Annotated in this window: 22 protein-coding genes and 1 other annotated feature; all 22 genes read right to left on the minus strand. The window is 35.5% G+C overall.

Annotated elements, in window-relative coordinates; translation table 11 throughout:
- Positions 1-71: 71 nt before the first annotated feature.
- Positions 72-2,561, minus strand: a complete 2,490-nt coding sequence (locus SBH76_RS00230) for an ATP-dependent Clp protease ATP-binding subunit (protein ID WP_317976363.1) — start codon at positions 2,559-2,561, stop codon at positions 72-74.
- Between the two features lie 12 nt (positions 2,562-2,573).
- Positions 2,574-3,605, minus strand: a complete 1,032-nt coding sequence (locus SBH76_RS00235; RefSeq protein WP_317976364.1) for an ATP--guanido phosphotransferase — start codon at positions 3,603-3,605, stop codon at positions 2,574-2,576.
- Positions 3,595-4,164 (minus strand): UvrB/UvrC motif-containing protein, encoded by a 570-nt coding sequence (locus SBH76_RS00240; RefSeq protein ID WP_034215011.1) that lies wholly within the window; start codon positions 4,162-4,164, stop codon positions 3,595-3,597. The genes SBH76_RS00235 and SBH76_RS00240 overlap by 11 nt, the downstream gene beginning before the upstream one ends.
- Before the next feature lie 8 nt (positions 4,165-4,172).
- Positions 4,173-4,562, minus strand: a complete 390-nt coding sequence (locus SBH76_RS00245; protein WP_315085759.1) for a GntR family transcriptional regulator — start codon at positions 4,560-4,562, stop codon at positions 4,173-4,175.
- A 465-nt stretch (positions 4,563-5,027) separates the two neighbouring features.
- Entirely contained in the window at positions 5,028-5,459 is a 432-nt protein-coding gene (locus SBH76_RS00250; protein WP_315085761.1) for an HIT family protein, read from the minus strand.
- 22 nt (positions 5,460-5,481) lie between these two features.
- Positions 5,482-6,780: a dihydroorotase gene (locus SBH76_RS00255; protein WP_317976365.1), complete on the minus strand. Its 1,299-nt coding sequence runs from the start codon at positions 6,778-6,780 to the stop codon at positions 5,482-5,484.
- A gap of 137 nt (positions 6,781-6,917) precedes the next feature.
- Positions 6,918-7,292, minus strand: a complete 375-nt coding sequence (rplL, locus tag SBH76_RS00260) for a 50S ribosomal protein L7/L12 (RefSeq protein WP_007592057.1) — start codon at positions 7,290-7,292, stop codon at positions 6,918-6,920.
- Between the two features lie 26 nt (positions 7,293-7,318).
- A complete protein-coding gene (gene rplJ / locus SBH76_RS00265) occupies positions 7,319-7,807 on the minus strand; it encodes a 50S ribosomal protein L10 (protein WP_007592058.1) in 489 nt (162 codons plus the stop codon).
- A 45-nt stretch (positions 7,808-7,852) separates the two neighbouring features.
- Positions 7,853-7,983 (minus strand) — a sequence feature (ribosomal protein L10 leader region).
- A 102-nt stretch (positions 7,984-8,085) separates the two neighbouring features.
- On the minus strand, positions 8,086-8,283 hold the full coding sequence (locus SBH76_RS00270) for a TraX family protein (protein ID WP_331678054.1): 198 nt from the start codon (positions 8,281-8,283) through the stop codon (positions 8,086-8,088).
- 44 nt (positions 8,284-8,327) lie between these two features.
- Entirely contained in the window at positions 8,328-8,960 is a 633-nt protein-coding gene (locus tag SBH76_RS00275; RefSeq protein ID WP_007592062.1) for a DUF421 domain-containing protein, read from the minus strand.
- A 108-nt stretch (positions 8,961-9,068) separates the two neighbouring features.
- Entirely contained in the window at positions 9,069-10,328 is a 1,260-nt protein-coding gene (locus SBH76_RS00280) for a sensor histidine kinase (RefSeq protein ID WP_317976367.1), read from the minus strand.
- Position 10,329: 1 nt separating this feature from the next.
- On the minus strand, positions 10,330-11,001 hold the full coding sequence (locus tag SBH76_RS00285; protein ID WP_007592066.1) for a response regulator transcription factor: 672 nt from the start codon (positions 10,999-11,001) through the stop codon (positions 10,330-10,332).
- Positions 10,982-11,614 carry a GTP pyrophosphokinase gene (locus SBH76_RS00290; RefSeq protein ID WP_007592068.1) on the minus strand — a complete coding sequence of 211 codons (633 nt, stop codon included), beginning with the start codon at positions 11,612-11,614 and terminating at the stop codon, positions 10,982-10,984. The genes SBH76_RS00285 and SBH76_RS00290 overlap by 20 nt, the downstream gene beginning before the upstream one ends.
- 107 nt (positions 11,615-11,721) lie before the next feature.
- Positions 11,722-13,071 (minus strand): magnesium transporter, encoded by a 1,350-nt coding sequence (gene mgtE / locus SBH76_RS00295; protein ID WP_317976368.1) that lies wholly within the window; start codon positions 13,069-13,071, stop codon positions 11,722-11,724.
- 29 nt (positions 13,072-13,100) lie between these two features.
- Positions 13,101-15,203 carry a polyribonucleotide nucleotidyltransferase gene (locus SBH76_RS00300; RefSeq protein WP_315035585.1) on the minus strand — a complete coding sequence of 701 codons (2,103 nt, stop codon included), beginning with the start codon at positions 15,201-15,203 and terminating at the stop codon, positions 13,101-13,103.
- A 172-nt stretch (positions 15,204-15,375) separates the two neighbouring features.
- Positions 15,376-15,642 (minus strand): 30S ribosomal protein S15, encoded by a 267-nt coding sequence (rpsO, locus tag SBH76_RS00305; protein WP_007592075.1) that lies wholly within the window; start codon positions 15,640-15,642, stop codon positions 15,376-15,378.
- Between the two features lie 144 nt (positions 15,643-15,786).
- A complete protein-coding gene (locus tag SBH76_RS00310; protein ID WP_317976369.1) occupies positions 15,787-18,744 on the minus strand; it encodes an FMN-binding protein in 2,958 nt (985 codons plus the stop codon).
- Between the two features lie 379 nt (positions 18,745-19,123).
- Complete coding sequence (locus tag SBH76_RS00315; protein ID WP_317976494.1) at positions 19,124-20,107, minus strand: diaminopimelate dehydrogenase; 984 nt, start codon at positions 20,105-20,107, stop codon at positions 19,124-19,126.
- A gap of 228 nt (positions 20,108-20,335) precedes the next feature.
- Positions 20,336-20,653 carry an energy-coupling factor ABC transporter substrate-binding protein gene (locus SBH76_RS00320; protein ID WP_007592086.1) on the minus strand — a complete coding sequence of 106 codons (318 nt, stop codon included), beginning with the start codon at positions 20,651-20,653 and terminating at the stop codon, positions 20,336-20,338.
- Positions 20,653-21,405 carry an energy-coupling factor ABC transporter permease gene (locus SBH76_RS00325; RefSeq protein WP_317976370.1) on the minus strand — a complete coding sequence of 251 codons (753 nt, stop codon included), beginning with the start codon at positions 21,403-21,405 and terminating at the stop codon, positions 20,653-20,655. The genes SBH76_RS00320 and SBH76_RS00325 overlap by 1 nt, the downstream gene beginning before the upstream one ends.
- Before the next feature lie 38 nt (positions 21,406-21,443).
- Positions 21,444-22,277: an energy-coupling factor ABC transporter ATP-binding protein gene (locus SBH76_RS00330; protein WP_317976371.1), complete on the minus strand. Its 834-nt coding sequence runs from the start codon at positions 22,275-22,277 to the stop codon at positions 21,444-21,446.
- A 28-nt stretch (positions 22,278-22,305) separates the two neighbouring features.
- On the minus strand, positions 22,306-23,106 hold the full coding sequence (gene cbiQ, locus SBH76_RS00335; protein WP_317976372.1) for a cobalt ECF transporter T component CbiQ: 801 nt from the start codon (positions 23,104-23,106) through the stop codon (positions 22,306-22,308).
- Positions 23,107-23,308 lie beyond the last annotated feature (202 nt).

Raw genomic sequence — 23,308 nt, forward strand, 5'->3', positions numbered from 1 at the left:
TTTTTTATGTTTTTATTAAATATAAAAAAGCCGACTGATAAATGTGTTATACAAATATCAGTCAGCTCTATTTATTGGGTTACAAGCTCTTTTACTTTATTTTTCTTAACAATCGGTTTAAATACAAGTTCTCTGTCTTTGTCCTCGCCTTTGCAATCCACCTTAAGAGAGTCTCCCTGCTTTACATTTCCAAGCAGTATCTGCTCAGCCATCTTATCCTCTATCTCATTTTGCAGGGCTCGCTTTAACGGTCTTGCACCGTATTTCTTATCATAACCCTTATCAATAAGGAATTCCTTGGCCTTTTCTGTAAGTTTCAGATTCATCTGCATCTGCTCGGAAAGTCTGTTGTTAATCTCCTTAAGCAATATGTCCAAAATTTCTTTTAAGTTATCACGTGTAAGCTGATGGAATACTATAGTTTCATCAATTCTGTTTAAAAATTCAGGTTTAAACATCTGCTTCACTTCATCCATAACATTACTTTTCATTGCCGAATAGTCTTTTTCATCATCGGAGTTTGAAGCAAATCCGAGATGTTTCGGCTCCACTATTCTCTGCGCTCCGGCATTTGAAGTAAGAATAATAACCGTATTCTTGAAATCAACAGTTCTGCCGCTTGAATCTGTAATATGTCCGTCATCAAGCACCTGTAAAAGTATATTGAACACATCAGGATGAGCCTTTTCAATCTCATCAAAGAGTATTACCGAATATGGATTTCTTCTTACCTTTTCAGAAAGCTGTCCGCCTTCATCATATCCTACATATCCCGGAGGCGATCCTACCATCTTAGAAACCGAATGCTTTTCCATGTACTCACTCATATCAACACGAATAAGTGCACTTTCAGACCCGAACATACTGTATGCAAGAGCTTTTGAAAGTTCAGTCTTACCGACACCTGTAGGTCCTAAGAACAAAAATGAACCTATAGGTCTTTTCGGATCTTTAAGACCTACTCTGCCTCTTCTTATAGCTCTTGCTACCGCATTAACCGCCTCTTCCTGTCCTACAACTCTTTCATGTAAAACCTTCTCAAGATTATTGAGTCTTTGAGAATCGTTTTCGGTAATCTTCTTTACAGGAATTTTTGTCCAAAGTGCAACAACATCCGCAATTTCATCCTCGTCTACAACAAGCTTTTTATTTCTCTTGTCTTCAATCCATTTGTCACGCAGTTTATTTTGCTTTTCTCTGAGTTTTTCCTGCTTTTCTTTTATTTCACCGGCTCTTTCAAACTCTTCGGCACTTACGGCATCCTCTTTTTCTTTTTCCATTTTTTCAATTTCAGCTTTTATTTCCTTTATCTTTTCAGGTTCCATATAATTGCTGATTCTTGTCTTGGAAGCCGCCTCATCTACAAGATCTATTGCCTTATCCGGCAAAAATCTGTCTGAGATATATCTCTTTGACAACTTTACGGCACTTTCAATTGCTCTGTCTGTAATGGATACCGCATGATGTTCTTCATACTTATGTTTAAGACCCAGAAGTATCTTAGTTGCATCTTCCAAAGAAGGCTCTTCAACTATTATAGGCTGGAACCTTCTCTCCAGTGCTGAGTCCTTTTCTATATGCTTTCTGTACTCATCTATTGTGGTTGCACCTATAAGTTGCAACTCACCTCTGGCAAGTAAAGGCTTTAAAATATTTGAAGCGTCCACCGCTCCTTCGGCGCCTCCTGCACCGATAATAGTATGAAGCTCATCAAGGAAAAGTAATACATTTCCGGCACTTACCACTTCATTTATTACTTTCTTTATTCTTTCTTCAAATTCACCACGATATTTTGAACCTGCAATCATAGCCGGAAGATCAAGTGTCACAAGTCTTTTATCAAGCAATGTGTCAGGCACTTCCTTTGATATAATACGTGATGCCAGTCCTTCAACTACAGCAGTCTTACCGACTCCCGGCTCACCTATAAGTACCGGATTGTTCTTGGTTCGTCTTGATAAAATCTGCATAACTCTGTTTGTCTCATTATCTCTTCCGATAACCGGATCAAGTTTTCCTACTCTTGCAAATTCTGTAAGATCTCTGGAATATTTATCAAGTGTAGGGGTTGCAAGTGAATTTGACTTATTGCTCGTCTTTTCATAGTTTTCCCTTCGCTCAGTCTCTTCACCCATTGCAGATAAAATTTCCATATAAAGTTTTTGAATATTTATATTCATTGTCAAAAGGAGCTTATGTGCAATACATGCACTGTCCTTTATTATTGCAATCAAAATATGTTCCGTACCGATAAGTGCGGATTTATATCTTGTGGCTTCTCTGTATGCATTTTGTAATACACCGATTGCAAGCGGTGAATAATTTTGCCTGCTCTCTATCGCCACATTATAATTTGAAACTATAAGTTGATCTATTAAATTTAATATTTTTTCTTCCGTTATTCCGTTTTTCTCAAGTATTTTAGCTGCAACACCGCTTCCTTCTTGTACCAGACCAAGAAGGAGATGTTCGGTGCCGACATAATTTTGCGATAATTCTTTAGCAGCCATCTCGGCATACTTAATCGCCTCCTTTGCTTGAGATGTATATCTTTCAGCCATTAATTTCCCTTTCTATAGTAATTCTCCTATATTGTCCCTTATATATTTTGCTCTTATTTCATCTATTTCATCTTCACTTAAAGGTCTGCCTGCCATCTTCAAAAGATTTGAAGACTGAACGCCTATCATCATTGAATATAATTTACTTTCATTAGTAAGATCAATCAATCCGTCGGCACTGCCTGCCATAAGTGAACTTAAAAAACTCAGTGCGTCCTTTAAAGAAAGCTTTCTTGCATATTTTAAAACACCGAATGATTTATATGCTTCATCCTGCTTCTCAAGTCTTTTTTCAATGATTAGTGATTCCCTGAGTTTCCTTTCATTTGCATTCAGTTGATTTGCCACCTTAATTACAGTGTCTATAATCTCTCTTTCTGAAATTCCCAAAGTTTTAGGATTGCTTATTTCAAACAATGCACCGTGATTTTCTCTGCCTTCACCATGTAAGCCCTTTATAGCCACTCCAAATCTTCCTACACTTGAAATCAGTTTTGAAAAGCCTTTGCTCTGTGTGGATGCAGGTAAATGAAGTACTATTGCAGCACGCATTCCTGTGCCGATATTTGTCGGATAAGTTGTCAGATAACCGTACTTTTCATTAAAAGCATATTCAAAATGCTCGTTTATATAATCATCGATTCTGTTTGCCTTTTCAAGTAGTTCATATAAAGATATACCTACGGAAAGTGTTTGTAATCTTATATGATCATCACCGTTTATTACAATGCTTATATCTTCATTATCGTTTAATATAATACCTGTAGGTGTCTTCTTCTTTGCCAGTGTCAAATTCAATACTTTCCTGTCATACATTGACATTCTTTCTATTTCTGAAATCCTGTCAAGTATATCGGCATTCGTATGTATTCCTAAGTCTGTAGATATATTTGACAATTCTCCTATGGTATTATCAATAAGTTTTTTTGCTTGCGTATCTGAGAGTTTACTCGGAAACAATGCATTGTCAAAGTTTCTTGCAAGTCTTATTCTACTACTTATATAATTATAATCTGTATTCAAAGATACATTGTCATACCACATCTTCTTTGTCCTCTTTGATAGTCTTTATTTTGTCTCTAAGTATAGCCGCCTGTGCAAAATCCTCTTTTTTAATCGCATCTTCAAGTTTATGTTTCAAGTTTTCAATTTTTTTATCCTCATTGTTGAAGATATTATCAATGCTGTCTGTAACTATTGATTTTGGAAGTATCTTGTCATTTTTATGATAGTTCTTAGGAATTTTACCTACATGAGTATCATTTCCATGAATTTGCTTTATATTGTCATTTATCAAAAGATTAAAAACTTCAAAGCAGTCTTTACATCCGAACATTGAGTTTTTAATAAAATCATCATAGCTCGTATTACATGTCGGACATACAATCTGTCTATATTCATTGTTCTCTTCCTTTTCAAATACATCTCCAAGTATTCCTGAAAGCAGCTTTGAAAAGCTGAAGTCTTTATCAAACAAACTTGAATATTGATCTATCTCTCCGGCACATTTAGAACATAAATGATGTTCATTTTTTTGATCTCCGTCTATTATTTCAGTGTAAAAGACATTTGCTTCTCTAATCTTACATTTTTCACATAACATCTTTGTTATTACATCTCCTCAAATTCTTGTAATTCAAACTCATTATAAAGTTCATCTATAAGTTCATGAGCTTCTCTCCTCGTAACACCGTTGCATATTCCCCTTGCCACAACTACTCCGAACTCTTTTCTCATATTATCAAGTACCCGCAGTTTGTCGGCATCCACTTTTATAACTGCACCTTTTCTTCTGTCAAGCTGTACAAAGCCTTCTCTTTTTAATGTAGCGTAAGCTTTGTTCACCGTATGCATATTGATACCTATTTCTTCGGCCAATTGTCTTACAGAAGGTAAAATGTCTCCTTCGTGGTATTTGTTTGTTGCAATTCCAAATATTATTTGATTACAAAGTTGTACATATATAGCTTCTTCACTATGAAAATCTATTATTACATCCATACCCACACTCCAATATAATATAAAAATTTGTCTAATTTATGTTTTACGCATCCTATATTGATAAGAAAATATAGGTTTGCTATTTAAGTAAGTTATAAATGTTATAGTGATAGTATAACACATCACCATTTGAAAAACAATATTTTATACTCTGAAGATATTTGCACATTATCAAACAACATTCATACTAAAAGCTGAATATAACTTTCAGTTTATATTAAGTCCAGTTGAATTGCATAAAATTTTCGCCCTTATATCTGTATTTATGTGCTTATCGTTACTAAAGTTCATAATTTATTAACTTTTTTACTATTGCATATATGCTCCGATTATGTTATTATACTCTTCGTAGTTGAGAGTTTTCTTGCGTTGACCTCTCACTACAAAATGTGCATTATGCACTCCTATATCACTCTAACAGGGAAACAGCAGCCGCGAGGCTGCTGTTTCTCGTTGTATCAATATTTATTTTTCTATGTTTAAATCTCTTCTAAAGATCTTAGCCATCTCCTCATAGTCGCTGTCTTTCAAATACTTTTTGTCAGGATTCATAGTAAATGTGGAACCCCATTCATCTCCACCCTCATATTTTGGAACTATATGCATATGTAAGTGGCAACCTGTATCTCCATACATACCATAATTTACTTTGCTTGGTGCAAAAACCTTGTGTATCACTTTTGCTATTTTGTTTACATCCGCAAAGAACAGATTTCTTTCTTCATCGGAAATATCCACTATTTCACTTACATGGTCTTTATAAGCCAGTATTACTCTGCCCATCTTTGTCTGCTCTTTAAATATATATAAATATCCGCTCTCCATCTGTCCTACAGGATATCCGAATTTATCAAGTAAATCTCCCTGTACACAGTAAGCACAATTATTATCTTTCATCTTTACTCCTTAAACTTTATTTTTAATCAACATTCTCATAAACTACATTTCCTTCACAAATAGTATATACTATCTTCCCCTGTAATGTATCTCCAAGCCATGGTGAGTTACTTGATTTACTCTCACTCTTATCGTATTTCCATTCTTTATTTATATCAAATACTACAATATCTGCAATTTCATCCTCTCGTAATACTCCTCTGTCCATATTGTAAAGCCTTGCAGGTTGATAGCTCATTCTGTTCATAAGCTCCATTAAAGTAAGGTGTCCCGGTTTAACAAGATACATATATCCAATAGAAAAACTCGTTTCAAGTCCGATTATACCGCTTGGTGCATCTACAAAGTTCTTATTTTTTTCTTCAACGCTGTGAGGTGCATGATCTGTAGCAATAATGTCTATTGTACCGTCCTTTAATCCTTCGATAATTGCGAGTCTATCCTCTTCTTCTCTCAAGGGAGGATTCATTTTTGCAAGTGTACCGTATTTTATTACATCCTTATCCGTAAGCGCAAAGTGATGTGGAGTAGCCTCGGCAAATACTCGAAGTCCGGCTCTTTTAGCTTTTCTTACAAGTTCAACGCTTTCCTTGGCGCTTATATGCTGTATGCTGATTGTTGCTCCCGTTTCCCTTGCAAGTTTACAATCTCTTGCAACCATAGATATCTCAGCCTGTCTGTCCGAGCCGTAAATATGTAACTCATTTGATGAAGAACCGTGGTTGATTCCGTTTTCTTTAATAAACTTAGGATCCTCTTCATGAAATGAAAGCGGCATTTTAATATTTCTTGCAAGCTTCATAGCTTCTCGTGCCAGATTTTCATCAAGTAAAGGTCTTCCGTCATCTGTAAAGCCTACCGCACCGGCCTCTCTAAGTTCTTTTAAATCTGCAAGCTCTTCACCCTTCATACCCTTTGTGATGCAGGCACATGTTTTTACATTTATCGGTGTATTTCTTCCCTTTTTGAGCACTTCAAATATAAGTTCAGGACTGTCGATTGCAGGCTTGGTATTTGCCATAGCAACTATTGTGGTAAATCCTCCTTTGGCTGCAGCTCTTGCACCGCTTGCTATATCTTCCTTATATTCAAATCCCGGCTCTCTTAAATGTACATGTACATCTACAAATCCGGGTGCTGCACAAAGTCCTGTACAATCATAAACTTTCAGTCTCTCTCCGTTGGCTCTTGCCATAAGGGTCGCATCCAGGTATAAATCCTTATCTATCTTCGTAATTCTACCCTCTGATATGAGTATATCTCTTATATCGTCAGTCCTTGTACAGGGATCCAACAATCTGACATTTTTCAACATTATCATATAAATATATTCCTTTCTGTAATACTTATACCGGGCTATATTATATCATATAAAAGATTTTGATGGAAATTTTATATAGAAATTTGTATTAAAAAAGGTGATTGCTTTCACAATCACCTACGAAAAGTTTAATTAAATTACTTAAGAGTAACCTGTGCTCCAACTTCTTCAAGCTGCTTCTTGATACCCTCAGCCTCTTCCTTAGAAACCTCTGCCTTAAGAACCTTAGGAGCTCCGTCAACAAGATCCTTTGCTTCCTTAAGTCCAAGTCCTGTAACCTCACGAACAACCTTGATAACCTTAACCTTCTGGTCACCTGCTGCTGTAAGCTCTACGTCGAACTCTGTCTTCTCCTCAGCTGCTGCTGCGCCTGCACCTGCTGCTGCAACTACAACACCTGCTGCTGCTGATACGCCAAACTCTTCCTCACAAGCCTTTACAAGCTCATTTAATTCAAGAACTGATAATTCCTTAATTGCATCGATAAACTCTGCAGTTGTTAACTTTGCCATTTAATAATCCTCCATTATTTGTTTATTTACGCTTCCTTGCTCTCAGCGATCTGATTAAGCACACGAGCGAAGTTTGTAATTGGTGACTGAATGCTTCCAAGGAGCTTTCCAATCAACTCGTCTCTTGATGGTATTGTAGCTATAAGCTTAATTCCATCCTGGTCATATGTTACACCGTCTACTACTCCTGCCTTTAACTCAAGCTTTGGAGCAGTCTTAGAGAAATTGTGTAAGATTCTTGCAGGTGCAGTTGCATCTTCCTTTGAAACTGCAATCGCTGTAGGTCCTTCAAGTGAGCTGTCAAGTGTCTCAAATGCAGTTCCCTTAGCTGCTAAACGAATCATTGTGTTCTTATAAACTTTATAAGTTACACCTGCTTCTCTAAGTTCCTTACGAAGCTTTGTATCCTGATCGGCTGTAAGACCACGGTAGTCAACGACTACGGCTGCCTGTGCGCCATCTAAAAGCTCGGCAATTTCCTTAACTATAGGCTGTTTTAATTCGATTTTTGCCATTTCTAACCTCCTTTATAGTTTCAGTAAAACCCGTAAAAGCAATAAGTGTAAATCTAAAAAACTCTCTGACATGCAGACAGAGAGTGAGAATACATCAACGTACTTAGTCACTTCCTCGGTAGGCATTACTTTAAGCCATAAGCACCTACTGTCTACGGTCGTTTTACCTTGCCTAGGATACCAAATAAAAAAACATTTGTCAAGCGACTTTTTACTTTTTATTAAAATATTTTATATCATTTCATCCGTTTTCCGGCTGTACTTTTATAAGCAGTTTCCTAATGTAATAAGCTTGCTACTATATACAATATATAAATATGTACAGGATAGAATATATAAAAGAAATTTTTATCTCCTCTTCCCTTTTCTCCGTTATAAAAATATATCGGAATAATTGCAAATACCTGAGTAAGTACAGGTGATATTTCACCTTCACCTCCAAGCATTGTGCCTAAAAGTAATACCGGTATTGACAATATAACCGGTAAAATAATAATTCCGAGCCCTATAAAAAATGCTTTTATTTGTCAATTGTAAGTATTAGAGAATTATTAACATATTCTCCTAAAAATACATCACTGTATTTTTCTATACCTTGCTTTTTCAGTTCTTCAAGAAGCCAATCCTCGTCCTTACCTATTACCTCGAGTATATCAGATTGTACCTGACCGTCTGTAATAACAGGGAACTTAGGGTTTTCCTCACCTGACTGAATTAAAATCAATTGTCCGTTTTGCTCAAGTACGGCCCTCTTTACATCCTTTGTTGAATAAATTCCGTTTGTACGCAATTTAAAAGAAACATCATGAGCGGATAAGCCTGCCTTTTTACAATTTTCAACAATTATTTTTCCGCCATCTATTATTGTTAAGGCCTTACCGTCTATTAACTGTTTAGCCTTTACATTATGTGTCTTTATCCATTTTAAGCCCAGCACCAGAATGCACCATATACATAATATTGCAATAAAATCAAGTATACGTACACTGCTGTTATATATAACACCACCGATAATGCCACCAAGCACATAATTTACAATCTGGTCACTTGCTGATGAAGGTGCCAAGTTACCCTTACCTGATATGTTTATTATTATTACCAATGCAAAAAAGCCTATTAAAAGCTTTACAGCTACCAACAAAAACGGATTCATAAAAACCTCCTGTTTGAAAATAAATCATAAAGCTGTATTATATTATATACATTTTATAAAATCAATTCAAAAGTCTAAACAATATACTCTTTAAATGATTAGTAAATTTTATTCTGTATTCGTTACCATATTAAAATATACATTAAAATAAATAATATCATTCTTATATGTGACATGTATTTTACCCTTGTGCCTGTTTATAATATTTCTTGCAATGGAGAGTCCTACCCCATAACCCGAAATACTGCTGTTATGTGACTGATCTTCTCTGTAAAATCTTTCAAAAAACTTCGAATAATCTATATTTTTTCCTTCTTTATAGGTATTATATATAACAAGTTTCGCCTTTTTAAATGTAATACCATGCTGTGACAACCTAACGCCTATAGTGCCACCTTCATCACAGTACTTATTTGCATTATCTATAAGTATATTTATAAGTTCATACAATGCACCTTCATCTCCGGATATAAATATATCTTTTTGTATATCCGATTCAAAGTTTTTTCCTCCCTTTATTGCAATAGATTTAAAAGACTTTGAAGACTTTTCAACAATATTTGAAAAATCTATATTTAAAGCGGTCACATTTGCCTGCTCCTCAAATCTTGCAAGTACTACAAGTCTATTGATAAGTTCAGTCAGACGCTGTATCTGTTCTTTACTGCTTTGCGTCCATTCATTTTCACCGTATAGCATTTCACAAAGCTCATTATTTGCCGATATAATAGCTATGGGTGTTTTCAGCTCGTGACTTGCATTTGTAATAAAAGCCCTTTGATTTCTATAGTTTTCCATAAAAGGCATCATTACCTTACCCGAGAATATAACAAATATTATTATAAAGAAGACAAGATTTGAAAAGAAAATAAAAACCGATGTCTCTATCAAATCCGCTCTGTCTTCCGAATACCTTGTAGTATCCAAAACCACGATAAGCTTGCTGTTATCTTTTTCATTAATATTAAATTTATATGCAAACTTTTGTCCTTCTGTTGTAGTAAAACTTCCATACGTTTTGCCTCCGGAAAGAATTTTCTTTACATAAAAGACAACATCGGTATCGGATAAATTTGCAATATGCTCGGTGTTCATAGTAATTACCTTATTACTGCTGTCCACCTGTGCACTGAAATATCTGTATTGAATTATAATATCCGAGTTTGTTTTTCTGCCGAGAATTTTCTCCACAATATCTTCATCCGGGAGGACTCCGTTATTATCAGATAATAAATCCAATATTTTATTTATTCTGTTTTCACTTGTTGCATATTTTGATGCATTCAAAATACCTATTATTGAAATAAGCATTACAACAACTGCAACTGTAGCAACTATAATAAATTGTATACGAAGTCTCCTAAACAAATCACACCTCAACTAATTCAAACTCACGATTTTCTTCTCCCGTTATTTCTATATTGGCATTGATTGCTTTCAGCTTTTGCTTTAAATATGATATATAAATCCATACATAACCGGCATCACATTCATCGTCTTTTGACCATACATGATTATATATATACTCGGTTGACAACTTTTTGTTCTTATTTTTCATAAGTACTTCCATAAGTTTGGTTTCCTTACCGGCCAGAATAATAGAATTCTTTGCTGAAAGCTCCTGCTCTGCAACATTTAACTTAACACTTCCGAATGTAAGTACGTTTTCATTAAAACTTGTATCAATTCTTCTTTCCAAAGAACGAATCCTGGCTACAAGTTCTTTTAGCAAGATAGGCTTTGTAAGATATTCATCAGCACCCATATCAAGTCCCGATATCTTATCGTCAACCTCACTCATGGCTGTAAGCATAATAACATATGTTGTATTACCTGATGATCTGAGTTCTTTTAAAACCTCAAGGCCGGATCTTTTCGGCATCATTATATCTAAAATCATCATATCAAATATTTCACTATTTGCAAGTTCAAGTGCTCTTTCTCCGTCAAATGCCTGTTTCACTTCATAGCCCTGCATTTCCAGTGCTGTGGCATATGCTCTTGAAAGTGCTATTTCATCTTCAGCTAATAATATTCTCATTATTGTCCGACTCCTCAATCAAATTCTTTATGGTTTGCATATTCAAATCACAGGATGCCAACTCATCCGCGCATCTTTTAAGCTCCTTTGTGATTCTTTCATGATTTCTTATATTTTTCTTATACTTCATTTGATGCTCAAGTGATGCCCATGAATCCATAGCTATAGTTCTTAACTGAACCTCTATATAATACTTTCCGTTTTCATTCCCTTCACAATCGGGAAAATTTGTAACAATTTCAAGTATCATATGATAAGAGCGGTATCCGTTTGGCTTCACATTAAGAATATAGTCCTTTTCTTCAACAACATTTATATTTGGCATTTTCTTAAACATGCCCACCAGAGCATATATATCATCTACAAATCCGCATACTATTCTTACACCTATGGCATCTTTAATTTCCTTTAAAGCATTATATGTTGTAGGCTCAAACTCTCTTCTCTTACATTTTTCAATCATACTTTCATTTGTCTTTATCCTTGAAATAAAATGTTCAAATAGTTTGTATCCGGTTTTATTCTTATACTCATCATTCAGCTTATATACCTCTTTTGATAATGTTTCTAAAATCAGTTCAAGGTATTTTTCATAGTCACCATATATATTCATCAAGTAAAATCCTTTTATCTTTTATATATAGTTTAGCATAAATAAGTGTATAAAGAATGAAAAAAGGCTAAACTTTTTTCAAGTTTAGCCTAAGAAAATATTCATATTTATTTGATATGTAAAAGCTCTACAGCAATCTGGAAGTAAATAACCAAAGACACCGCATCAACTATTGTTGTAATAAGCGGAGCCGCCATAATAGCCGGGTCAAGCTTCAATCTTTTTGCAAGTATAGGAAGTATTCCACCTATAACTTTAGCTAAAAATACTGTGGCAAACAATGCCAAAACAACTGTAAGTGCTACAAGAGGCTGTCCCGGATACTGAATAATAAGTCTTATAAAGTTTACAAGGCCGAGTATCAAACCTACTATGAAAGATACTCTAGTTTCTTTCCAAACAACCTTAAATATATCAGAACTTGCAATCTCACCTATTGTCATACCACGGATTATCATTGTAGATGACTGTGAACCTGCATTACCACCTGTATCTGTAAGCATTGGAACAAATGAGACAAGCAGAGGCATTACCTCAAAAGCTTTCTCATATTTTGTAAGTATTCCTCCGGTAAGCATAGAGCTTAACATAAGCACTAATAGCCAAGTAATTCTGTTCTTAGCAAGCTCCACTACACTGGTCTTTAAATAAGGCTTTTCTGAAGGAAGCATAGCCGCCATCTTCTCAAAGTCCTCTGTAGCCTCTTCTTCCATAACATCCACAGCATCGTCAATTGTAACAATACCTACAAGTCTGTTTTCATGGTCGACAACCGGCAAAGATAACAAATCATATTTATTGAATAAATCCGCAATCTCTTCTTTATCGTCTGTAGTTACGGCTTTGATAACATTTGTATCCATTATATCTTCAATTTTGACTTCATAGTCATTCATTAAAAGATCCTTAACCGTAACAACTCCTTCAAGCATTCGCTTCGCATCCATAACATAGCAGGTATATATGGTTTCCTTATCATAACCATGCTTTCTGATATAGGCAAAGGCCTCCTGCACTGTCATACTCTTCTTTAAACCTATATACTCTGCAGTCATTATAGATCCTGCGGAATTTTCAGGATACTTAAGAAACTCGTTTATCTGTAATCTTGTACTTGGAGCGGCATTTTGTAAAACTCTCTTTACAACGGTTGCCGGAAGCTCCTCAAGCATATCTACAGCGTCATCCACATATAATTCTTCAATAATATATGCCAGCTCTTTATCTGTAATACTGTTTATTATATGTTCCTGAGTCTCTACCTCTAAACAAGCAAATACATCACTTGCAAGCTCCTTAGGGAGCATTCTGAAAATAATAATCTGCTTTTCGGAATCAAGCTCCTCTAAGAAAGATGCAATATCAAACTCATTCATCTCGCAGAGCTCATCTTTTAATTGTCGGAACTGTTTTCTTGATACAAGATCAAATAATACTTCTTTTACATTCTCTTCCATAGTCCCACCTTTCTCTGCAAAAAATATTTTTATTCAAGGTCTGAAGTCTTCATAGAAAGATCGATTCTTCCCTTGATAGGATCAACCTTAACTACCTTTACAGTAACCTCATCTCCTATTTTTACAACATCTTCAACTTTCTCCACTCTCTTGTCTGAAAGCTTTGAAATATGAACCATACCGTCCTTACCCGGTGCAAGCTCTACAAAAGCACCGAACTCAAGCATACGAACAACCGTACCCCTCATAATCATTCCGGTTTCAATTTCTATTGTTATGCCTCTGATTATATCAATAGCTTTATCAATCATAGCCTGATCCGTACCTGCAACAGAAACAAGTCCTTCTTCGCTTATGTCGATTTTTACTCCTGTATCCTCAATAATCTTATTAATGGTCTTACCCTGCTTACCTACAACATCACCGATCTTTGTAGGATTAATCTGAATCTGTGAAATCTTAGGTGCATATGGACTGAGTTCTTTTCTAGGCTCTGATATACACGGCTTCATACATGTATCCATAATGAAATCTCTTGCTTCATGGCATCTTGCAATGGCACCCTTTACAATATCCTTTGTAAGTCCGTGAATCTTGATATCCATCTGAATAGCTGTAATACCCGCGTCAGTTCCTGTTACCTTAAAGTCCATATCTCCGAAGAAATCTTCAAGTCCCTGAATATCTGTAAGAAGAACATAGTCATCATCAGAATCACCTGTTACAAGTCCGCATGATATACCTGCCACCATCTTCTTTATCGGTACTCCTGCAGCCATAAGCGCCATACATGAAGAACATGTAGATGCCATAGAAGTTGAACCGTTTGACTCAAAAGTCTCTGATACGGATCTTATAGCATATGGGAACTCCTCAGGAGTAGGAAGTACAGGTATAAGTGCACGCTCAGCCAATGCACCATGTCCTATTTCTCTTCTTCCCGGACCTCTTGAAGGTCTTGTCTCACCTACAGAATATGAAGGGAAATTGTACTGGTGAATATATCTCTTTGTAGTTTCCAAAAGATTAAGTCCGTCAATCTTTTGTGCCTCTGCCAAAGGTGCAAGTGTAACTATATTACAAATCTGAGTCTGTCCTCTTGTAAACATAGCTGAACCGTGTACTCTCGGTATAATATCCGTCTCAGCCGCAAGTGTACGAATCTGATTCATAGCTCTGCCGTCAGGTCTCTTCTGATCCTTTAGAATCATCTTTCTTACAGTCTTCTTCTGATACTGGTAAATAGCCTCACCAAGTAAAGGTAACCACTCTTCCTTGTCTGCAAATGCTTCTTCAAGTCTTTGTGTGATTGCCTTTATATTTTCTTCTCTGACCTGCTTTTCATCTGTGAAAACCGCTACTTCCATCTCCTGTGGAGGTACGATTTCCTTAATAGCTGCTGTAAGCTCCTCAGGAATGACAAATGCTGTGTAAGAATGTTTTTCCTTACCTACTTCCGCCACAATCTTATCGATAAATGCAATAATCTCCTTATTTACTGAATCGGCCTTATATATAGCCTCAATCATCTTCTCATCAGGTATCTCGTTTGCACCCGCTTCAATCATTATTACCTTATCTCTTGTAGATGCTACCGTAAGCTTAAGGTCGGAAACAGCCATCTGCTCTTCATTAGGGTTTACAACAAAGAAACCGCCTACCATACCGATCTGTGTAGTAGCACAAGGTCCGTCAAAAGGTATATCTGAAATAGCTGTTGCTATTGCAGAACCGAGCATAGCTGTAAGCTCAGGTGAACAATCGGGATCTACAGACATTACAAGATTGTTTAATGTAACATCATTTCTGTAATCCTTAGGGAAAAGCGGTCTCATAGGTCTGTCTATAACTCTTGATGTAAGTATAGCATTCTCACTTGCCTTTCCTTCTCTCTTATTAAATCCTCCAGGCATTTTACCTACCGCATACATCTTTTCCTCATATTCTACCGAAAGAGGGAAGAAATCAATACCGTCTCTTGGTTTATCCGATGCTGTAGCTGTAGATAAAACCGTTGTATCACCATAATGCATAAATGCGGCACCGTTAGCCTGTGCAGCCACTCTCCCGATATCAACTCTGAGAGTACGACCTGCAAGTTCCATTGAATAACTTTTAAATTCCTTACTCATTTCATCTCCTTTTGGCTTGCCGATATTCGAGAAGATTTCTTCTTGAAACATAAAAATATGAACTAGTGATAAAAACTAAAACAATGCTTTAGTGCTTATCACTAGCTTCGGCAACAAGCCATATTATTAATTATAAAAAAGGTGGAGAAAAACTCTCCACCAAAGACTTTTATTATTTTCTAAGTCCAAGCTTCTCTATAAGTGCACGATAACCCTCAAGATCCTTATTCTTAAGATACTGTAAAAGGTTTCTTCTCTTACCAACCATCTTTAAAAGACCTCTTCTTGAGTGATGATCCTTAGGATTTGCCTTTAAATGCTCTGTTAACTCAGTGATTCTTGCTGTAAGAACTGCTACCTGAACCTCAGGTGAACCTGTATCGCCTGCTTTTCTCGCATACTCTTCCATGATAGCTGTCTTTTTCTCTTTTGTAATCATATTATTTCTCCTTTAAAAAATCTTACCATATACATAAGGTAAGGTTGGAGTATCCAAATCTCATGTATAGGCGTTACTACCCAAAAATAATACCAAAACAGGCAGGCAATGTCAATGGCCAAATTCTATTTGCAGCTAAAAAATCTACTCTGAAAGAGCTTTTTTAACAGCCTCTTTAATAGCATCCGATGAAAGTGTGGCATGACTTATAGCATCCACACCGTCAACATTTGCTTTTGTCCTTCCGACAAGTTTTTCAAATATTTTCTGAGCTTTTCTCCAGAAAGGCTGATTTGAACCTGAATAGGTTTCATCATCTTCCACACTTATTATTTCACCTGTTTTTACATTGTAAACGACTTTTACTCTGGCATCATAATCATATAAATCTACCGGAGCACTTGCGGTTACGGTCTTTGTAACTATTTCAGGTGTTTTGTCATCAGTTTTTTCCGAGTCCGGCTTTTTTGTGTCCGGTTTCTCAGCATCAGGCTTTTTTACATCAGGTTTTTCAGCAACAGGTTTTTCAGAGTCCTTATATTTAAGCCTTAGTCCCACATAGCCTTTACCATAACGTGGACTCTTATATTTAGTAAGATTTATGCCAAGCGTATTATCACTCTTGGTAATAGTATTCTCAATTTCACCACCCTTTGAGTTCAATACTTTTACAGTGAATGTCGACTTTGTCCAGTTTTCATATTTCTTTGGAATCATCACATTGTATATCATATAATGTGCATTGCTGTTTTCAAACTGTTCTTTTGTTATAGTCTCCTTTTTTAGCAGTTCACTTCCGTCATAAAGCTCTACAGCAGAAGGGGTGTTCTCTGAAAGGATATCTGCAGCCTCTGTCTTAGGTTCCGTTTTAGGTTCTGTCTTAGTTTCTGTTTTTGGCTCATTATCTACATATTTGAAAGAAAACATAATATAGCCGCCACTACCATGAAGAGCCATATAATCAGGTAATTCGACATTTAAAAGTGCAGACCTTTTTTTCACGTTAATATTTAAAAGATTACCTGATGCGTTATATACCTTTACAGTAAATGTATCCTTATCCCATTTTCCCTCATATTTTTTCGGTATTTCTGTATTGAAAAATCTCATATAGCCACTATTGTTTGTAAATTCTTCAAAACCGATGTTCTTTGCTACTACAAGTTTATCTTTATCGTAAATCTCAATCTTGGCAGGAGCATCATTATGCGGATCCGAAACATTTACATCAAAGTTTTCTGTTACAGTCTTTCCGTCTATCTCACGGCTTACACTTATCTTTTTTGTGCCGATATCCGCAGTTGTAAAGATATACTTATTGTCAGGACTGAAACTGAACTTATTTTCCCTTACAACTTCGAATGTAGTAAATGTCTTATTATTTCCATTCTTAGTTATAGCCTTTATAGCAATCTCATCTAAATTCAGTACCTCTCCTACATAGAAGTTTTTCTTTACATTATCTGATATTATTTCAAAAGAAGCTATATCTGAAGAATCCTTGGAAGAATCAACTACTACGGCATAAGTCTCAAATCCCCAGAAATTATAACCCTCATGACTTATATTCTTCAGATTAAACTGCCACTGTGAAATATGGCTGTCATATACACCATCCGTAAGTTTATTTTCTCCGTCAAAAATAGACATACCAACGATTTTGCCTGCAGCCTCAATCTTATAACGGTACTCGTCATTGCTCAGTTCTATTTTCTTTGTTTCTCCGGACTCATAATTAACCAAAATATGACTCGCATACTTTTTGGTTATCTTCTTTTCAGTCTGTATATCAGTTTCAAGCTTAATAAGAGCCGCATTCTGTCTGAATGTAACACGTCTGAACTCACCTTCTTTTGGAAGTTCTGTACCGTTTGCCGGATCTGCAACTATTCCATAGTTTACAAACTCGTCAAAGTTTATATCCTTTGTCTCGCCTGACATATGAAGTCTTAATACCGTATGTGTTAAATCAAGAGTCTTACCCTTGGCAACTCCATCAGGTCTCTTTACAAACTCAATATAATCTATATCTGATTTCTTACCCTCTTTTTTAAACTTTCTTGACCTTTCAAGTGCATTTTCTACAGCACTTATATGTCCTTTTGCAGTTTCCGTTGCACCGCTTACCGCATCGTAGGCCTCTCCTGTACTGTTTTGAAGTTGCTTTGCAATCTCCTTGGTACTGTTAAGTCCTTCCAACATCTTTAAAATACGGTCTCTCTTTATTTCATAAGAACCGGCCTGTTTATCGTCATCAGTATAAACGACCGAATCAACTTTTTCTATTTTACCGTCCTTAATAGTTACTTTAACTACATTAGGACCTCTCTGAATACTATATCTGCTCCATGTAGCTGTTCCATACCATTCCCCGTCTACAAGCTCGCCGCTGTTATCAGGTCTTATTACTACCGTATCATCATTTCCGGTCTGCTCTTTTTCATTCTTTTTTTCAGATTCTGATGCTGTATCATTATTTTCCTTTTTGGTAGTATCAACCTTATCTTCAGACTTACTATTATCTTCATTCTTAGGAGTTTCAGGCTCTACCGCCTTATCAGGTGTTACCTGTTCCATATTTTTTTCAGGTAAATTCTCTTTAATATCTTCCTTTCCTGTATCAGGATTTACATTCTCTGTCTTTTTATCAGGTTGTACAGGTACTATCTTTTTAGTGTCGGAGCTTTTTGAACCGCCTTTAGTACTGTGAGAACTTCCTCCGGAATTACCGCCGTTTCTTTGCAGTCTTTTAGGTGAAACAGAATCAAGATAATAATATTCACCGTCAATATACTGCCATCCTCTCAGCATTTCTCCAAACTTAGGATTGGAAGGTACGGAATTAAAATAATACCATTTATCTTCAATATTCTTCCATCCTGTTACCATCATACCGTTGTCAGGATCTATATAATATGAACCGTTTTCGGTATTGATCCAACCTCTGACTTCATTATGACTTTCATCATAAAACTTCCAATTTCCATCAATCAGTTCCCAATTACCTGCCGTAACTGCGGCAAAAGAACTGAAGTTTCCAAAAAATACCGTTATTACAACGGCAAGCAATAATAAATATGCTTTATTTATTTTATTAATCACAATTTTTCCCCCAATTTATAATTTATATTAACGGAATACAGTTGAAAATATTGTCACCTCCCTCCTCAATTTATGAATTGATTTCAACATATTTTCCGATTTTTGGTATAAAAAATAAAAGTACTAACTTTATTTATAAATTAGTGCTTAACTTTATAAATTAAAATATAAAAATGTATTAAAATTTTACATATCTCTTAATGCTTGCTATTATATCATTATGTTATTTTGTTAGCAATCCCTAACTCATTTATAATATATAACAATTTTTCATAAATATGCGTTATAAACCTTAACCGTTAGTTATGCCTAATAATATAAAAAATCCCTATAAGTTGATACATAATCAACCTATAGGGAAAATTTATCATTTATTACTTTATAAAAGATGTGCTCTCATTTCTTCGGCAGACATATCAAGAAGATATGCAGGTGGAACATCAAATACTGTATGAGCTCCTATTTTACCTTCTTTATGCATACGATATACAGCTCTTGAATATGCAACAATTACAGAAGCTGTGAACTCAGGATTTGAATCAAGTTTTAAACTGTATTCAATCACATGATTGTTCTCATTATCCCAACCGGTCTTACCTGTTCTTATAACAAATCCTCCATGTGGAAGTTTTGAATGATTTTTCTTCATCTCTTCCATAGAAATAAAGTGTACTGTTGTATCATAATCTGCGAAGTAATTCGGCATTGTCTTTATTTCATTTTCAATTTTTGCCTTATCTGCACCTTCCTTTGCAACCACATAGCATTCTCTTGTATGCTTCTGTCTTGTGGTAAGTTCAGGATTGCTGCCGCTTCTTACAGCTTCAAGTGCGTCCTCAACAGGAACTGTATACTGTCTTGCATCAACAACGCCTTCAATTCTTCTTATGGCATCTGAATGTCCCTGACTTACACCCTTACCCCAGAAAGTATAATCTGCCCCTGTAGGAAGAACGGCATTTGCATAAACTCTGTTTAATGAAAACATACCCGGATCCCATCCTGCAGATATAAGTCCGAAATGATGACTTACCTTTGCGGCATCATCTACCTTTTCAAAATGCTCAGGAATATTTGCATGGGTATCAAAGCTGTCAACAACATTGAAATACTTCGCATACTCAGGGGTTTGCTTAGGTAAGTCTGTAGCACTTCCTCCGCAAAGTATCATTACATCAATTTTATCTTGATAATCCAAAACATTTTCAATATTTTCAACTTTAGCATCAGATGTAAGAATCTTTACACTTGAAGGATCTCTTCTTGTAAATACTGCGACAAGCTTCATGTCCTTTGTATGTTTGATAGCACACTCAATTCCTCTTCCAAGGTTACCATATCCCAAAATACCTATTCTTATCATTTTCTCACCAGCCATCAGCTAAATTAATCAACCGGGCAAATCCTTTCTTTATTGCTTTAATATACATAGATCGTAATGAAAAAGGATAGAACTACTCTAAGACTCCACTTTGAGCATTCTATCCTAAATATGTAAATCATTCACAACGAACTATGTTGTTTGCTGTATATATAATAATACTTTTTTAAAAAATTGCAAGAACTTTTTCAAAACATTCTGTTATCTGTATTATTCTTTGCTTTTATCTTCGTGTTTTTTCCTTTCCACAAGCCTTCCCATATAGAATGCAATTATTCCTACACCTATACCCGTCTGAACACAAAAAAGCAGACTTTCAACCTCACCCGGAAGTTCCTTTCCCAGTGCGGTTTCTATAATAGGATTAAACCAAGGCTCGTATTCTCCGCCCTGTATCTCCGATACAACTTCACTTCCGGCATCATCAGAGCCTCCGAACTCGGCATTCTTTAACATAAACAAAGGTACAACAGCCATCAGTACAACTATTACAAGCAAACTTATAACAATTTTTTTATTCTTTGACATTAATTACTACCTCCCTCAATAAATCCGATTTCCTTAAGCTCCGGTTGTGCATATGTCTTAAGTCCGATTACTATAATAACTGTAAGCATACCTTCTATAATCGCAAGCGGTACCTGTGTAGGTGCAAATACCAACAAGAACTTACCTGCAGAAGCCATAACTCCACCTTCTTTCATAGGATATGCAAATGCAAGCTGGAACGCCGTTACGACATAGGTAAGTAAATCACCTATAAATGCAGCAAGAAAAATAGAAACATTGTCATTTACTTTTGATTTTTTACAAATCTTATAAACTATAAATGATACAAAAGGTCCGGCAATTGCCATTGAAAAAGTATTTGCTCCAAGTGTGGTAAATCCACCATGTGCCAAGAGCAGCGCCTGAAATATAAGTACTATAATACCAAGTATACTTACGGCACTTGGTCCGAATAAAATAGCCGCAAGCCCTGTACCCGTCATATGTGAACAAGATCCTGTTACTGACGGAATCTTAAGTGATGAAAGTACAAACACAAAAGCACCCGACATTGCTAAAAGTGTAATTGCCTTCCTGTCTTTTGCCACTGTCTTTTTAATTGAAAGATAACCTGTAATTAAAAACGGAAGTGAAATAAGACTCCAGGCTATTACATGTCCTACAGGTAAATACCCCTCCATAATGTGCATGGCATTGGCTGTAAACGGCAGTGCAAAACTGAACGCAAACATTATTGCCAATGTCATTAAAATTTTCTCTTGTTTCTTCATGAAATCCTCCTAAAAAATATTTTTTATTAACTCAAGCTTCAGTCTTGAGGAATAAACATCTTTTTAAACTCATCTATATTTCTTGCAGGTTTATCTCCTGACTTCAGTACCTTGTTTTCTACAAGTGATTCAAAAACTTCCAAAAGTATAGGCTTTTTAAGATTAGCCTTTCTTAAAACCGCTTCATCACTGAGTACTGTGACCGGGTCTGAATCAGCTATTATATTGCCTTCACAAAATACCACTATTCTGTCAGCCCAGCGAAAAGCAAACTCCAAATCATGAGTGGAAATCACCAAAGTCTTTCCATCCACACTTAATTTGTCCAAGACATCTTCAAAAATAGATATATTTTGCGGATCAAGTGAAGCTGTCGGTTCATCAAATATTATTATTTCGGAATCCATTGCTATGATATCCGCTATGCTTACTCTTTTTTTCTCACCACCGCTTAAATAATGTGGCGGCCTGTCTATAAGATGCAAAATATCCATATAATTCAAAGAATTGTTAACTCTTTTTTCAACCTCATCCCTGCTTAAGCCAAGATTCATAGGCCCGAAGCTTACCTCCGCTCTTACAGTTGAGGCAATTATTTGATTATCGGCGTCTTGAAAAACAATTCCAACATTTTTTCTAAGCTCTTTTACCGAAGATTTATTTATAAGTTTATCTCTGTAATACAGTGCTCCACTTTCAGGCTTTAAAACACCGTTTATATTCAAAAAGAAAGTAGACTTTCCCGATCCGTTGGCGCCAAGAATTGCGAGTCTTTCACCTTCATATACATCTAAAGAAACACCTTTTAAAACCTCATGTTCTTTTGTGTATGAATAGTGCAGGTTTTCTGCCCTTAAGATAACTTTATTCATATAACATTCCCCATTCTGATATATACTGTTAAATATTGATTCCTGATGTAAAAAGCCATATAACAAACATAAATAAAATACTTATAAAAACAACAAAAATATGATTTATATTCAAGCTCTTCTTATCTTCAAGAAAATTCAAATCACCGTCAAAGCATCTGGCTTCCATTGCGGTATAGTAAGCATTAGCCTTTTTTAACGATACAACTAAAATATTGCTTGCTATATTTCCGAATGTAGAGATTGAGGTCTTAAAATTATAATATCCCATCCTGGACATTGCGGAGTTTTTCATATTGGAATAGCTTTCAATAAGTATAAAAATAAATCTGTATATAAGATTCATAAGCTCAATTATAAGCTTCGGAACATGAAGTTTTCTTAGAGCATTAATTATTTCATATGGCATGGTCGAAAGAATCAACCCTTGCATAACACTTACACATGCTAAAACTTTAATAATCAGTTTGGCAGTTTCAATCAGCTGATTCTTTGAAGTATAAATATAGAAAACACCTATCTTTATATGGAATTCTCCCATATATTCAGATGAAATCCCCAAGGCAATTCCTATACTCGCCAAGATAATAAAGCTTAGAGGTGTAAGAAGTATTGAAATATATTCTTTAAAATCCATCCCTCCAAGATTTACACTTATAAAAAACATTAAAAACAGTACATATCCGGATACAAAAATATTATTGAATATTATTGTTAAAATAAGAGTTAATAAAGCAGATATAAGTTTAAACTCCGGATTGATACTTCTAAGCTTTGATTTAAAAGCGTATAAATCTATTGAGAAATATCCGCCATGTTGATGTGCCATATAATTTTCCTCAAAAAAAGCTGCCTACATGAGATAGCAGGTTCCGCTCTAAATAAACCTGTTGATCCCTTGTAAGCAGCTAATATAAATAAATTAACTACATTTTTAGAAAATCAAATTACGAGTAAACATAAAAAAGTCATAAAACAAGTAAAATGGTGTCCTAAAACAATAAATCATTATAGATGAAGGCTTATGGGAT

Origin of the sequence: Lachnoanaerobaculum sanguinis (assembly GCF_033242365.1) — a bacterium.
Taxonomy (GTDB): Bacteria; Bacillota; Clostridia; order Lachnospirales; family Lachnospiraceae; genus Lachnoanaerobaculum; species Lachnoanaerobaculum sanguinis.

Coding starts and splice junctions, on each gene's coding strand:
- SBH76_RS00285 (WP_007592066.1), bottom strand. CDS start 11,001: ATGAGAATATTATTAGCTGAAGATGAAATAGCACTTTCAAGAGCATAT.
- SBH76_RS00320 (WP_007592086.1), bottom strand. CDS start 20,653: ATGTCAAAGAATAAAAAAATTGTTATAAGTTTGCTTGTAATAGTTGTA.
- mgtE (WP_317976368.1), bottom strand. CDS start 13,071: ATGGAAGAGAATGTAAAAGAAGTATTATTTGATCTTGTATCAAGAAAA.
- SBH76_RS00245 (WP_315085759.1), bottom strand. CDS start 4,562: ATGGATGTAATAATAGATTTTCATAGTGAAGAAGCTATATATGTACAA.
- cbiQ (WP_317976372.1), bottom strand. CDS start 23,106: ATGGCACATCAACATGGCGGATATTTCTCAATAGATTTATACGCTTTT.
- SBH76_RS00315 (WP_317976494.1), bottom strand. CDS start 20,107: ATGATAAGAATAGGTATTTTGGGATATGGTAACCTTGGAAGAGGAATT.
- SBH76_RS00250 (WP_315085761.1), bottom strand. CDS start 5,459: ATGAAAGATAATAATTGTGCTTACTGTGTACAGGGAGATTTACTTGAT.
- rplL (WP_007592057.1), bottom strand. CDS start 7,292: ATGGCAAAGTTAACAACTGCAGAGTTTATCGATGCAATTAAGGAATTA.
- SBH76_RS00275 (WP_007592062.1), bottom strand. CDS start 8,960: ATGAATCCGTTTTTGTTGGTAGCTGTAAAGCTTTTAATAGGCTTTTTT.
- SBH76_RS00235 (WP_317976364.1), bottom strand. CDS start 3,605: ATGTGGTATGACAATGTATCTTTGAATACAGATTATAATTATATAAGT.
- rplJ (WP_007592058.1), bottom strand. CDS start 7,807: ATGGCAAAAATCGAATTAAAACAGCCTATAGTTAAGGAAATTGCCGAG.
- SBH76_RS00300 (WP_315035585.1), bottom strand. CDS start 15,203: ATGAGTAAGGAATTTAAAAGTTATTCAATGGAACTTGCAGGTCGTACT.
- SBH76_RS00290 (WP_007592068.1), bottom strand. CDS start 11,614: ATGAATATATATGGTGACTATGAAAAATACCTTGAACTGATTTTAGAA.
- SBH76_RS00255 (WP_317976365.1), bottom strand. CDS start 6,780: ATGATAATGTTGAAAAATGTCAGATTGTTGGATCCCTGTACAAGGACT.
- SBH76_RS00240 (WP_034215011.1), bottom strand. CDS start 4,164: ATGTTATGTGAAAAATGTAAGATTAGAGAAGCAAATGTCTTTTACACT.
- SBH76_RS00325 (WP_317976370.1), bottom strand. CDS start 21,405: ATGAAGAAACAAGAGAAAATTTTAATGACATTGGCAATAATGTTTGCG.
- SBH76_RS00230 (WP_317976363.1), bottom strand. CDS start 2,561: ATGGCTGAAAGATATACATCTCAAGCAAAGGAGGCGATTAAGTATGCC.
- rpsO (WP_007592075.1), bottom strand. CDS start 15,642: ATGATTACAAAAGAGAAAAAGACAGCTATCATGGAAGAGTATGCGAGA.
- SBH76_RS00330 (WP_317976371.1), bottom strand. CDS start 22,277: ATGAATAAAGTTATCTTAAGGGCAGAAAACCTGCACTATTCATACACA.